Origin of the sequence: Lysinibacillus sp. NPDC097214 (assembly GCF_050277945.1) — a bacterium.
In the GTDB taxonomy this organism is placed as follows: Bacteria; Bacillota; Bacilli; order Bacillales_A; family Planococcaceae; genus Lysinibacillus; species Lysinibacillus xylanilyticus_B.
Window position 1 is genome coordinate 626,080 of sequence record NZ_JBNNSS010000002.1, and the last position, 13,217, is coordinate 639,296.

Annotated in this window: 14 protein-coding genes; 2 read left to right on the forward strand and 12 right to left on the reverse strand. The window is 34.7% G+C overall.

The features are described from left to right. Nucleotides 1–2 precede the first annotated feature (2 nt). The 7 genes from ACQKMI_RS06880 to ACQKMI_RS06910 all read right to left on the reverse strand — a co-directional run bounded on the left by ACQKMI_RS06880 (nt 3) and on the right by ACQKMI_RS06910 (nt 6,304). Nucleotides 3–311, reverse strand: a complete 309-nt coding sequence (locus ACQKMI_RS06880; protein WP_323649422.1) for a hypothetical protein — start codon at nt 309–311, stop codon at nt 3–5. 16 nt (nt 312–327) lie between these two features. Next, on the reverse strand, nt 328–789 hold the full coding sequence (locus ACQKMI_RS06885; RefSeq protein WP_427487888.1) for a hypothetical protein: 462 nt from the start codon (nt 787–789) through the stop codon (nt 328–330). Between the two features lie 353 nt (nt 790–1,142). Further along, nucleotides 1,143–1,598, reverse strand: a complete 456-nt coding sequence (locus ACQKMI_RS06890; RefSeq protein WP_427487889.1) for an ANTAR domain-containing response regulator — start codon at nt 1,596–1,598, stop codon at nt 1,143–1,145. 31 nt (nt 1,599–1,629) lie between these two features. Beyond that, nucleotides 1,630–2,496, reverse strand: a complete 867-nt coding sequence (eutC, locus tag ACQKMI_RS06895) for an ethanolamine ammonia-lyase subunit EutC (protein WP_427487890.1) — start codon at nt 2,494–2,496, stop codon at nt 1,630–1,632. 15 nt (nt 2,497–2,511) lie between these two features. Beyond that, nucleotides 2,512–3,873 (reverse strand): ethanolamine ammonia-lyase subunit EutB, encoded by a 1,362-nt coding sequence (locus ACQKMI_RS06900; protein ID WP_427487891.1) that lies wholly within the window; start codon nt 3,871–3,873, stop codon nt 2,512–2,514. Between the two features lie 197 nt (nt 3,874–4,070). After that, a complete protein-coding gene (locus ACQKMI_RS06905) occupies nt 4,071–5,162 on the reverse strand; it encodes a sensor histidine kinase (protein ID WP_427487892.1) in 1,092 nt (363 codons plus the stop codon). A 170-nt stretch (nt 5,163–5,332) separates the two neighbouring features. After that, nucleotides 5,333–6,304 (reverse strand): DMT family transporter, encoded by a 972-nt coding sequence (locus ACQKMI_RS06910; RefSeq protein ID WP_427487893.1) that lies wholly within the window; start codon nt 6,302–6,304, stop codon nt 5,333–5,335. 134 nt (nt 6,305–6,438) lie between these two features. Between ACQKMI_RS06910 and ACQKMI_RS06915 the strand changes: the two genes are divergently transcribed. After that, on the forward strand, nt 6,439–7,296 hold the full coding sequence (locus tag ACQKMI_RS06915) for a LysR family transcriptional regulator (RefSeq protein WP_427487894.1): 858 nt from the start codon (nt 6,439–6,441) through the stop codon (nt 7,294–7,296). A 144-nt stretch (nt 7,297–7,440) separates the two neighbouring features. Here ACQKMI_RS06915 and ACQKMI_RS06920 read toward each other — a convergent pair whose 3' ends face one another. Further along, entirely contained in the window at nt 7,441–7,836 is a 396-nt protein-coding gene (locus tag ACQKMI_RS06920) for a VOC family protein (RefSeq protein WP_427416200.1), read from the reverse strand. A gap of 181 nt (nt 7,837–8,017) precedes the next feature. Then, nucleotides 8,018–8,902, reverse strand: a complete 885-nt coding sequence (locus ACQKMI_RS06925; RefSeq protein WP_427487895.1) for a LysR substrate-binding domain-containing protein — start codon at nt 8,900–8,902, stop codon at nt 8,018–8,020. Nucleotides 8,903–9,006: 104 nt separating this feature from the next. Between ACQKMI_RS06925 and ACQKMI_RS06930 the strand changes: the two genes are divergently transcribed. Further along, the gene (locus ACQKMI_RS06930) at nt 9,007–9,774 is read left to right on the forward strand and encodes a sulfite exporter TauE/SafE family protein (RefSeq protein WP_427487896.1); all 768 of its coding nucleotides are present in this window, start codon (nt 9,007–9,009) and stop codon (nt 9,772–9,774) included. Between the two features lie 234 nt (nt 9,775–10,008). Here the strand turns inward: ACQKMI_RS06930 and ACQKMI_RS06935 are convergent, their stop codons facing one another. The 3 genes from ACQKMI_RS06935 to ACQKMI_RS06945 all read right to left on the reverse strand — a co-directional run bounded on the left by ACQKMI_RS06935 (nt 10,009) and on the right by ACQKMI_RS06945 (nt 13,216). Continuing rightward, on the reverse strand, nt 10,009–11,052 hold the full coding sequence (locus ACQKMI_RS06935; protein ID WP_427487897.1) for a Fic family protein: 1,044 nt from the start codon (nt 11,050–11,052) through the stop codon (nt 10,009–10,011). 636 nt (nt 11,053–11,688) lie between these two features. After that, nucleotides 11,689–12,594, reverse strand: a complete 906-nt coding sequence (locus ACQKMI_RS06940) for a diguanylate cyclase domain-containing protein (RefSeq protein WP_427487898.1) — start codon at nt 12,592–12,594, stop codon at nt 11,689–11,691. Beyond that, complete coding sequence (locus tag ACQKMI_RS06945) at nt 12,587–13,216, reverse strand: hypothetical protein (RefSeq protein ID WP_427416205.1); 630 nt, start codon at nt 13,214–13,216, stop codon at nt 12,587–12,589. The genes ACQKMI_RS06940 and ACQKMI_RS06945 overlap by 8 nt, the downstream gene beginning before the upstream one ends. Nucleotide 13,217: the final 1 nt, after the last annotated feature.

The window sequence follows — 13,217 nt, forward strand, 5'->3', positions numbered from 1 at the left end:
CTTTATCCTCCAAAACCGCCTTTTGAACCACTACCTATACCTGATTTGTAATTCGATACATAACTTTTATAATCAGCACTTTTTTGTAACGAATTTTTTGAGTTATAATATTTTCCTCCATGATAGTAACCCCCGGCATGTGTTGAATGACTATCATCGCAATAATACGTACCCGTCTCACTATCCCAATCCCAATCATCGCAATCCGTTCCAGTTGGCTCTGCATATCCCCTTTCGTCCCCACAAGCAGATAGCGTTACTAAAGCCGCAGCTGCTAATGCCCCTGTCATCATTTTCTTTGTCTTCTTCATTCTAAAAATCCCCTCCCTATGTTACACGCGTATATCCTGTTGGCTTCACATATAAAACATATACGCCTCGGTCTTCATCAATTTCAGCTGAGTCCCGCTCCCATTCCTTGTCCTCGATATATGTGTATATACTGCCGATAATACTTAAAATATCTAAATGATTCGTCATATATTCAAATTTTATAAGCGGATAATTTTTATAGGCATTTAATTCACGAAATTCAAGTTTTATACCTTCATATAAGGGTTCATTAATTTCAATTGGAGTTTCTTCATATATTTTTACATAAATTACAAATAACTCATCCTCAATAGCAGAAGACAGTTGTTGATAAGTCTTACCTTCTTTAATAAAAAATTCACATTCTCTTCTAGTTAAAATTTGTGATAAATCAATATTAGTATAATAATAGATTGGTTCAAATTTGTCTTTATCTTTTTGCAAACGATATTCTAACATCGCACCTTCAAATTGCATAACACACTTCCCTTAATAAAGTTTTTATATATTCATCGTAGATTTTTCTATTCATAAGCTCCTTAATTTTTATACGACTGAGATTTATAATTAGTTTCATATTATTCTACTAAACTTCACCTTAGGTATCATTAGGGTTTATACCTATCTGCATTATTATTTCACATAAGGTTATGTATTTTTTAGTAGAGAGAAACTCCATCACAATGACCTGTATTTATATTTGAATATAAAAATCCCACTTAAAATAGAAAGATTTAACCTTTCTATTTTAAGTGAGATTAAGTTTATTATAGTAGAAAAAACATTTTTACTACTTGCTTTACTTTAGCGTTTTATTAAATAACTCATCCTTAAAGTTGCCCTTTTGTTCGTTCAATCATCGTTCGCTTTTGAATTTTTGATTGTGTTAGTTGCAAAGATTGTTTTAATGTTTGCGTCCTCTTCGCTTGTTGAAGTGCAATCATCATTGCTGGAATTAAGCTACCTTCAGAAACGGGTTTAACTAAATATCCCATAATATTATCTTGCCTAGACTTCTCTATAAATTCTTTTTGACTATATGCAGTAATCAACAACACTGGTATATCTAACTGACGACCAATAACCTCGCTTGCTTTTAACCCAGTTAGTTTTGGCATTTCTATATCCATTAACACAAGATCCGGTTTCAACTTAAAAGCGAGTTCAATCGCTCGATCCCCATTTCCCGCTTCCCCGACTACCTCATAGCCGTTTTTCCGAAGCATCATTTTTAAGTCCAGTCTAATAATTGGTTCGTCCTCAGCAATCAGAATCCGTTTTTTCATAACATCACAACCTTTCTGGATAGGAAAGACACTACTTATTCAAATTCCTTTGTTGAGCAAAAGTAACGCCTGTACACTTAGCTAGAAGCATTTGTTCGATTAAATCAGATAGATAGGCACCCGCTTCAACTGAAGTCAGTCCTTCTTTATGAATATTTGAAATGACTGTCCGATCGGCTTCAACTGTTTTTTCAGTTGGCCTATAAATCATGTATGCACTCAAGCTTTCATCTGTATTTAGACCTGGCCTTTCACCAATCAATGAAATAACAAGGTCACAATTAACAATAGCAGCCACTTCGTCTTGCACCCATACACGCCCTCGCTTAATAAAAAATGGTTTCGCGACGCTAATATTTTTTAATTTTAGCCCTTGTATTAAAGCAGGTAATAAATCAGCTACATTGGCTTCTACCGCCGAGGAACTCAATCCATCACAAACAATAATTTGAACATTTTTTCCTTTATCCCCGTTTTGTTTAAGATACTTCATAGATTCATCTGATAACTTTCGACCAGCATCTAAATCCATTAAGTATGTTTTCATATCACTAGCTTTCGTCTCAAGCTTATGCAAACCCATATTCTGAAGAAAATCATCACTGACATCTCTTAATACAGCATCCTGTGCAGCTGCATGGTCAATTAGAAATTGCAAATAGCTTGTCGTTAACATACGAGTACCAGTTCGACCAATACCTATACGAGCAGGTGTAATACTTTGTGCTCGCTCAATAGATGCGGCGTTATGCGGCTTGTCTACCCCTTGTAAACGATCTTCAGGAAAATATATGGGTTCTTCTTTATTTTGAGCGGTTTCGCTTTTAGGCGAATTCATATTTTTCTTTACTTCTTCTACTACTCGTTGAACAATATCTTGAATTTGTTGATTATCCATTTTGCTCCCCCCTCCTCAATCAAAAATTGACAGGTCTCCTGCTCGTTTTGTCAGCTTCCCATTTTCCATTAGGCCCATATTCTCCATCCATTTTTCAAATTCTCGAAGTGGTCGTAGGCCCAGAATCTCACGCAAACTAGCATCATCGTGATAGCTTGTATCCTGATAATTCAACATGACATCATCACCACCCGGTACCCCCATATAAAAATTCGCTCCTGCAACTGCCGTTATGATACCGGCAACTTCCTGATCATTTTGATCGGCATCCATATGATTTGTGTAAGTTGGAGCAATACCCATTGGTAAGCCATGCAACTTCCCCATAAATCCATCTTCAAGATCCGCTCTAATTAATTGGCGCCCATCATAAAGTGTTTCCGGTCCAATAAAGCCAGAAACGGTATTTACCATGTAAGGCTTCCAGTGACGTGCATAACCGTAGCTTCTTGATTCAAGAGTTTGCATATCTACCCCAAAATCAGCATTTAAAGATACCTCAGAACCTTGTCCTGTTTCAAAATACATAAAGTTTGGACCAGCTGATGTACCATATCGAGCCATCATCTCATAGCCCTCATCAAGAATTTTTTTAGATATACCGAATGCTTCATTCCCTTTTTGTGTACCCGCTAAACTTTGAAACATAAGAGCGATAGGCGCCCCCTGCTTTAAAGCTTCCATTTGTGTTGTTATATGGGCCAAAACACAATTTTGTGTTGGGATTTGCCATTTCTCGATAAATTCATGTGAAAGTGTCAATAGTTTTTTGACGGATTCAATCGTATCCACATTCGGATTGATACCAATAACTGCATCACCTGCTCCGTAAGATAATCCTTCCTTTATCGAATACAAAATGCCTTCTGGAACATCATTCGGATGATTTGGCTGACAACGAAATGCTAAACGACCAGGCTCTCCAATTGTCGTATTGCAATGTGCTTGATATTTCATTTTCTGTGAAGCAAGCACAAGATCGATGCTTGACATTAGCTTCGCAACTGCTGAAATCATTTCACTCGTTAGTCCCCTTGAAAGTTTTAATAACTGATCTGTACCTGTATCAGATGACAGAATATAATTTCTTAATTCACCGACTGTCCAACTTTGAATATCTTTGTAAATCGTGTCGCTAATATCATCATAAATTAAACGTGTTACTTCATCGATCTCATAAGGAATAACCGGATTCTCATAAATTTCTTTCAGCTGCATCTCGCTAAGTATTACTTTTGCTGCCATACGCTCAAGCGATGATTCTGCTGCTACACGCGCCATCACATCTCCAGATTTCGCTTCACTGGCTTTTGCAAGTACCTCCCTTACTGACGAAAACGTATAATGAGTTCCTTTTACCACGCATGATAATTTCATCATTTAACACCCCTTTTTATATGCTAAAGACTGCAATCAAACGAAAAAAAAGCGCTTTCACTTATCCCTGAAGAAAATTTTCTTCGGGCGTGAAAGGCGCCTTTGCCTAAGTTATTATTTTTATTCATTCTACACTACTAGCAAATATTTTGTAAATAGTTCGAAAACAATATCAGCATCGGTGAACTCAGTGACATTTAGTATGAATGAACTTCGGTAGATACTATCGGAAAAGTTATTGAAACTTTTGTCCCTTTCTTAGAAATAGGGAATGAAAAAACACCTTGTAGCTTCTCTTCAACTAACATTTCTACAAGCTGTAATCCTAAAGATGACAGATCACCTATCGAAAAAGGCTCACCAATTCCACATCCATCATCCGTTACTGTAATCGTAACCATTTGCTTTCGTCGCCTCAAATTTATAGTAATTGCGCCGTAATTTCTTGAAGGAAAAGCATGCTTAATGCTATTTTGAACTAACTCATTCACAATCAGTGCTACGGCTGTTGCTTTATCTGAAGGACAGAATATCGACTCCCCTTCAACAGACACAGCAATATGTTGATCTGGAATAATAGACGAGGAAACTAACAACGTAGAAATTTGTTGTATTAAAAGTTTAATATCTGCTTCCTCAATTCCACGCTGGGCCAAATAATCATGCACTAAAGCCATACTAGATATACGAGATATACTGTCATGAAATACCTCAGCCACTTCTTCCGAGTGAGTACGTTGCATTTGTAACCGCAATAAACTAGAAATAACTTGTAAATTATTTTTAACACGATGATGAATTTCCTGAACGACTATGGCTTGAAAGACACGTTGCTTGTCTTCACTATTAGTCGCTTTCATAAGCTGCTCTATATTTCTTTCGTTCTGCACTACCTGTGAGATATCTCTTTCTTTTATTAATACCGCAATGGTCTCCCCATGCAGGTCCTTTATAGGAACAATATCTTGTTGCATGATTCCACGTTCTTTCGTAATGCCTCTTGATCCAAAAATTGGTTTCCCGGTTTTCAAACTAAATAATACACCCGGCTCCATTTCTTCAAATGCTATCTGCCCTAACATACTTTTTTTATATAAAGATGCTATAGTAGTAGGCTTTGCCTCAGCTACAATTAACGAGGCGTTATCTTCTTCTAAAAGACAATCTATAAAAATATCTGCTTGAGAAAGGTCAGCTATTACTTGAAGGTTTTTGGCTACATCTAAAATAATTTCACACTGTTCATTTGATAAACTAGTCAATCGTTCTACATCTAAAATTCCCATCATGATATCCGATCCCCTCCCTCTAGTTTTCCAAACACTATAGCAAAAATAGAAAATGTGTTCAATATGATATAAAAATAGTAATTCAATCCAATTAAAACTATTAAACCACGATAATCTAAAGAGCGTGTTTTAAACCGAAAACGGATTAAAACACGCTCTACAATCAACTATTAAACAGCCTGCCGCAATTCTTCTTCCTCATGCACAACCTGCGGATTCGCGTTTTCTTCTCTACGCTGACAAATGTTATTCCAAATAAGAGCTGAAATAACTAGTAGAGTCCCTGCTATATCAAAGATTGTTATGTTATATCCTTGTACCATCATAATGACCAATGTAGTAATAGGAACGAAATTAATAAATAAAATTCCGTTAATGGATGATAGGATTTTCACACCATAATTCCAACTAAGCAATGCTACAATACCTGGCAATGTCATCATAAACAATAAATCATATTTAATAGCAAAAATGGTTTCCGTACTTGGGATTGATACAACCCCTTGCATCGTCATGATCACTGTGATGATACCTGTTACAGCTGTGCCAAATACACATGTTAATGTAGAATAGCGCAGAGTAGACCAATCATTAAATGTTTGACCACCCATTGTATAAATAACCCATCCTACAACACCAATGAAAATGAATGCGAGTGAAACTAGATTCTGTTTCAGTGTAAGAAAGAAACTCATATCGCCTTTTGTAATAACAAAAATAGCTCCAACAAAAGCAATGATCATGCTACTAATCATATACTTCTTCGGTTTCACATGCTTATATCCCCATAGAATAGCAATCGAAATCATCGGCATGAGCGCTTCCATAATCGACGCTACCATAACACCGGATTTCCCCATTAACATCTGACCTAAGAAAACAAGCACGTTGTAAACTGTAAACGCCATCGTCCCAAAAAAGACGAGCAGCTTACCTTGCCCTTCTAAACGAAACGCTTTCTTCCCTTCTTTCATCCATAATAAAATGACTAATACAATCGATACCGCTCCATATCGAATAGTTGAAAAATATAACGGATTTATATATTCAAGTGCATGATCTGCTACTGGAAACATGGCTCCCCATGACATACTTGCAATTAAACATGCGATCACGCCTACTATTATTTGATTTCTTCTCACTATTTTTCCTCGTTTCTATGTAACTACTATGAAATGCACAATGAGAATTATAAAAAAGAATATACATCACGTAAAATGATTGAAAGTGATATTAACTATCATTTATAATGATAGTTTTTAAGGGGGAATACTCGATGGAACTACGAGATTTACAGATTTTCAAAAGTGTCGCAAATTATGGGAGCGTTAGCCATGCTGCAAAAGAATTAAATTATGTACAATCCAATGTAACTGCACGTATTAAGCTAATAGAAAAGGAGCTCAAAACGCCACTTTTTTATCGCCATAAAAAAGGCATGACATTAAATCCAGAAGGGCGAAAAATGCTTACATACGTTAATAAGATTTTGCAAGATGTCGAAGAAATGAAACAAGTATTTTTAGATAGTGATACACCAACTGGTACATTAAAAATCGGTACAGTAGAAACAGTAAGTATATTGCCAACCATTCTAGCTTCTTACTATAAAGGGTATCCAAATGTCGATTTAACTCTGAAAGCTGGTTTAACAGAGGAACTCATTAAAGAAGTAGCAGATCACCAATTAGATGGTGCTTTTATAACTGGACCAATTAAGCATCCCGTTTTAGAACAATATGATGTATATAACGAAAACCTCGTTCTCATATCACAAAACAATTCCTTTCGTTTAGAGGAATTTATGTCTACACCAATCCTTGTTTCTAATCAAGGTTGCGGATATCGTTCTAAATTAGAACTTTGGCTCAAAGATGAGGGTTTACTGCCAAAAAGAATCATGGAGTTTAATATATTAGAGACAATTTTAAACAGTGTTGCCATCGGTCTTGGCGTTACACTTGTACCACAATCGGCCGCTGAACATCTATCTACTACAGGCAAGGTTTATTGTCATCCAATTCCTAAAAAATACGGTACTATTTCAACCGTCTTTATACGACGAAAGGATGCATATATGACAAATTCGATGGAATGTTTTTTAAAAACAATTGTTGAGCATCAGCGTATATAGGGTTATTAAGCCCTTAGACAGCGCCAACTCGGAGTAACAATAAATAAAGCTGTTTAACTTTCAGTTAAACAGCTTCTCACAATCTAAGTCAGGCCTTTTAAATTGCCGTGTCTTAAGATTGCATATTTTTACCTATCATGAACTCTATTTTGCATTTTTGTCGGGTTGATGAATTCCGAATATATTGCCCTCTGTATCAATATAGTAGCCTTGCCACGCCATTCCCGGTAGCGCATATTTTGGCATTGCAACCGTGCCGCCATTCTCAAGAATTTTAGCTTCAGTTACATCGTAATTTTCCACGCCCATTGTACAAGCAAATCCATTTAATGCTTGATTTGGTTCCGGAGAAGCACCTTGACGTTGCATTAAAGCACCATCGATTCCAGGTTCGTCCCCTTTGCCAGTCACCGCACCAAAGTAAGGCATACCTGCATAATCACTCCAATCTTGAAATGACCAACCGAATACCTCTCCATAAAATTCCTTTGCTCGTTCCATATCACTTACATGAATTTCGAAATGAACTAATCTTCCCATAATATCCTCCCAATTATAAAAGAATTAAATTACTCACTATGTTTGAGTACAATTACTATATATTATTATGACAAGGAATGGAAATAAAAAACAAGAGAAATAATATGAAAAAATCGAGAATCAGCATCCTAATGCTTGTTCTCGATTTTGGTTCAATTACTTTGCTGAAGAAAGTTAAAAGTTAATTTATAGCATGTAAATAATCTTTTATATACTGAATAAATGGATGCTTTTCTATATCTGATTTACGAGTACATATAAATAAACTTTGCTGAATATCTGCATGTTCTACATATACCCGAGCTATTTTCCCATTTGTTATACTTTCCGTTACGCTATAGGACGGTGCTAAAGTCATACCGTACCCCGCTTCCACTACTTTAACCGATTCATGTAAACCCTGCATTTGAAGTCCTAGTTTAGGTAATGGACAGTTATACGTATAAAAAACCGACTCCAATAAATCAAGTGTCGAGCTACCACGTTCCCGGTAAATAAAGTCCTCATTCGATAATTCATCAATGGAGACAGTTTGATTTGCCAAAGAATGTGATGGGTGTACAACAAACCAAAATGGGATATCTACTATTTTTTCAAACTGTAAATCAGAGTGACCCAATTTATTTTGCACGACAAAACCAAAATCTACTTCATAATTAAGAACTTGCTCTTCCACAGATTTTACATTACCTAGCGACACAAAAAATTCAATGTGAGGATTAGCAAGCTTATACGCTGCTATAATAGGCGGGACTATATAGTTTATTGGTATATAGGAAGAAGCAATATGTATTTTTTCTTCTTTCGTTAAAAATTTATCGAACTTTTCATCAATCTGTGCTTCTAAATAAAATAAACGCATTCCCTGCTCATACAAAAACTTCCCCTCAGACGTTAATTGAATGCCACGTCCTTTCCCTTCAATCAATTTTGCCCCTATTTCGCTCTCTAATTTCCGTATTTGAATGGTGACAGCTGGTTGACTAAGCAGCATTTTATTGGCCGCTGCGGTAATTCCACCAAGCTTTGCTACATTCGTAAAAATCCTTAATGCATGCAAATTCATTTCATTCACTCCTTTCTATCCATAAATTTATTTTATGAATAAGCAATTATTATATATTTGTTTTATGTATTATTTAGCAGTAATTTAGGTGTAGAGGTGATTTGATGGAAATTTTACTACATGAATGGTTATCAGTAAATGGATTTATTTTATTTACAATTGGCTTACTCGCAGCAGTCATTGGTGTTCTTTTCGGCGCTGCAGGCTTTATTTTGTTACCAACAATGCTACTTATCGGCATTCCGATTCATACAACCGTAGCAGTTAATAAATTTGCGACAGGAATTTCAGCTCTATCGAATGTCGTATCGTTTGTCATTAAAGGACATTTATCGTTAAAAAAATTCACATCTTTAATGATGATTGCTAGTTTTGGAGGTGTATTTGGCGCATTTTTAGCCACTCGATTATCGGAACAAATCATGAATATTGTAGCTTGTGCATTCTTAATTTTCTCATTTTTCATTGTACTTTGCAGTAATAAATTTATGGTAAAGGATATAAAAGAAACAGAGGAACAACCAATTAATAAACTCATTCCGTTTGCAATTTCAATATATGACGGTGGTTTTGGACCAGGCTCAGCTCTAATGAATGTAACCTATCATCTTAAAAAGCAATATACCTATATAAAAGCAGTTGAGTTAACAAGAATTATTACGTTTTCAAGTTGTACAGGTGCCTTTCTCTTTTATTATTTTACTGGCATTGTTAATTGGGGAATTGCCATTCCTGTTTCAATTGGCTCTATTGTTGGCTCGTTCTTAGGTTTAAAGATCATTCCTTATATCAAAATAAAGTGGATTCAAATTTTATTACCAATCGTTTTTTTCTTGCTGATTATTCAGGTCGTATCAGATTTGCTAATATAAACCACTCAGCCTGTTCCACACTTGGATTTCTGGTTTAAATTGATCTTTTGCAACCCACGCATAATACCATCAGTAATCTATGTAGGGATAGAGGGCACATATACCGCTATTATGCCCGGACTCTAAGATTGAAACATAAGAACCAATTACTTATTAAAGATTGGCAATTGGTTCATAAATTAGATTGTTGATTTGTTTAATAGAAACTTATAGCCCGACCTGAAAAGGTATTGACTAAGATTGGACTTTCATCCAACGCGCATTTCTCCCTTTTGAAATAAGCTTAACTTCACCTAATAGTTGCAAATCAGTTAAAGCTTTACTTATTGTACTTTCGGCTATATCTGGATATATGCTTCGAATGCACTCTTTTGTAAAAGGTTGTTTTTGATTATGAATGAAATTCTGAATTCGCTCTACTTTAGTAAGTTTACATATAGAATCCAGTACTCTGCTATGTAGATCTTTATAAGCCTCTAAAATAATCATTAAGAACTCTTTTAACCAGAAGCTAATATTATGCCCATTACAGTACCAATTAACCGAAGATTTAAATATGGCTTCATAGTATTCTGATTCTCTTTTCTTTATATATTCATCTAAACAAACATATTTTACAAATGTATGTCCGCTTTTTACTAATAGTAATTGCATGAACATAATTGTTAATCTACCGTTACCTTGACTAAAAGGGATTATGCAATAAAGATTCAATATAAAACGAGCGATTAGTATAAGTGTAGGTAACTCTTTTTTGCGGTTTAATAAATTGTACTGATTGCATAATTGTTCTACAGCCTGTGGAATATTTTCAGGTGGAAGAGGACGATAACAAATCGCGTGCATCCCTTTTTCAGGAATTCCGGGAATAGAAAATGGCTTTTGGCGCCATTTTGCACTGTCAGAGGTATTATAATGAATTAATTGAAAATGCAATTCTTGTATAGTATCTGGACTTATAGAAAAAGTATGCGATTTTTTATGTACAAGAGTTAACGTTTTATAATAACAAAAGATCGCATCTTCCGAAATTGATTGGGGTATCATATCATCTAAAATAAGTTCTTTTAATCGCTTACTTGAAACTTTTATGTCCTCATAAACTGAAATATAGTTTTTTATGTATTGTAGGGGTATAGCTTTTTCAAGGCTAGTAAATATATCAGGTCTTTGCTCTTTATAAGCAGTCAACATACCTTTATATTCACTTATTTCACTGACTAAGTTTATTAGTTGCTGATCAATATTTATGTACTGATCTTCGAAAAAATTTCTCATTTTATTCCTCCTGCTACTATCTCTTAATGCTCTATTACAATAATATTTTTTGTTTTTCAAGAATTCCAAAAGGTATTCTAGTATTACTATTCAAATAACATCGGTTTAATAGAGCTTTTACTTTTTAAAGAAAGAGGACTAATTTATTATTCAAATTTTTGTATAAAGTTACTCTGGACTTTGAAATTACTTTTTTATTCCAAAAAATGGATGTATCGTGAATATAGACATTGGACATTATTAAATATCGGAATATTATCTTTTAAGTGTACTTATATCTTTATTATTTTTGTGACATTCTTGTGTATTTTTCCGATATTTTTATTGCGTTTATTAATTGAATAACCATTAAAGAATATCACCGGTTAACTGCGAATGTATGTGCTTTATCGAATTTACAGAAATGTTATTCCTTGTGTCTATTATATTGACATAACATCCAAAAGGATTCATTAGTTATTATTTATAGACAACTTTAAATATGAAAATGACGTAATCCCATACGTCTCCCTAACATCTAAAGACTTTGCACTGTTTCCAAGCAAAACAAAAAGCACTCTTGTTTTGATACAATAATTGTATCAAAAACAAGAGTGCCGTTTATTTGTTTACTCAAACGAAGTTCGACAATCTCCGTTATTTATGCTTTTCCTTTGCTTTTTGAAGATACATTTGATAGTCTGCTACATTCAATAATTGCTTCGCTGTAGCCCCATCTTGTGGAAAACGCGCACAGCCAATACTTGCTGAAATCACAATTTGCTGTCCTTCAATGATAAACGGCTCCTGTAATAACTCATGTATTTTTGCTGTATACCGTTCAACTTCATTTGCCGTGGTCATATGTTCAACTAATAACACAAATTCATCTCCGCCAAGTCGTGCAAAGACTTCCCGCTTTTGAGTAAATTGCTTGCACCGTTCCGCAAACATTTGTAGTAATAAATCTCCCTGTAAATGTCCATACTGGTCATTTACAGCTTTAAAGCCATTCAAATCTATGAAAAATAGCGAAAATACCTTAACCTCTTCTTCGATTAAACGCTCTAAACGATCTAACACAAATTTACGATTCGGTAAATTCGTTAAACTATCATAATAAACAAAGTGTTCCAGGTTTTTGGAAAAATCAATCGAACTTTTTAAATGCTTATTTAAGTTTTGAATGCGCTTATAGTGATTAGATACATCATAAAGTTCTATCATTAAATACGATGTATGTTCTATTTGTATATGTTGAATTAAAATATTTTGACGAGTTGGCTTCATCTTTCCACACTTGTTTTCCACAAAATATTGATGCATCGCTGCTGAGCAAAAGCTTTTTTGTTTATCCCATAAAGCCTTTTCAAACATATAGGCATAAATCTTTTTATCAAAACGTGGAACAACTGTTGTTATCGGTAAACCTTTAACTTCTTCTTCACTTTTACCTGTGTACTTGACTAACCATTTATTCCATAATCGAATGTTCAATTGCTCATCCAATAAAATAATGCCATTATCTAGCTGATTGACGATCGCTACATATAAATCATTCATCCAAATCCCTACTAATCTCGTCCACTTTTTGAATTAAAAATTCGATTGATTCTAATGAAAACTTAATTAAAATTATGCCAAGCACCTTTGAATTATCCACATCAAAACTTACATAAAGTAATAATACATTGCTATCCCCGGAGCTAGTAAGTGTTTTATAAAACTCTCCTTCATTATGTAAAATTACCTGTGGCACATCATACTCTAGCTTCATCTCCAACAGGCTTCCCATACCGCCCATAATGGAATTTAGAATGATATTGCCTATTTCCTTTACAACATCAAAATCCTCATCATTAAATGAAAGTTCTACATCCTCTTCTGTATATTCTTCCCCTAAGCAAAGCGCGGTCAAATATTTAATTTGCTCTGCCGGAAAAATAAAATCTGCTCTACCAGAAAAGACATTACCAAACTTTAAAGAGGTAGATAGTACTGTACCATTTATTACAGGATTCAGCTCTTCTTGATTGCCAGACTTTAATTCATGTAACCCTAGTAACGTTATCTCTGGTACTGACAAAAAAATTCGTTTTTGAAGAATTTCTGATAATAAGTTAGCTGCCTCGCCGACAAATACATTATACAGCTCTTTCAATATATCCTCTTGTGTTGTTGTCAAC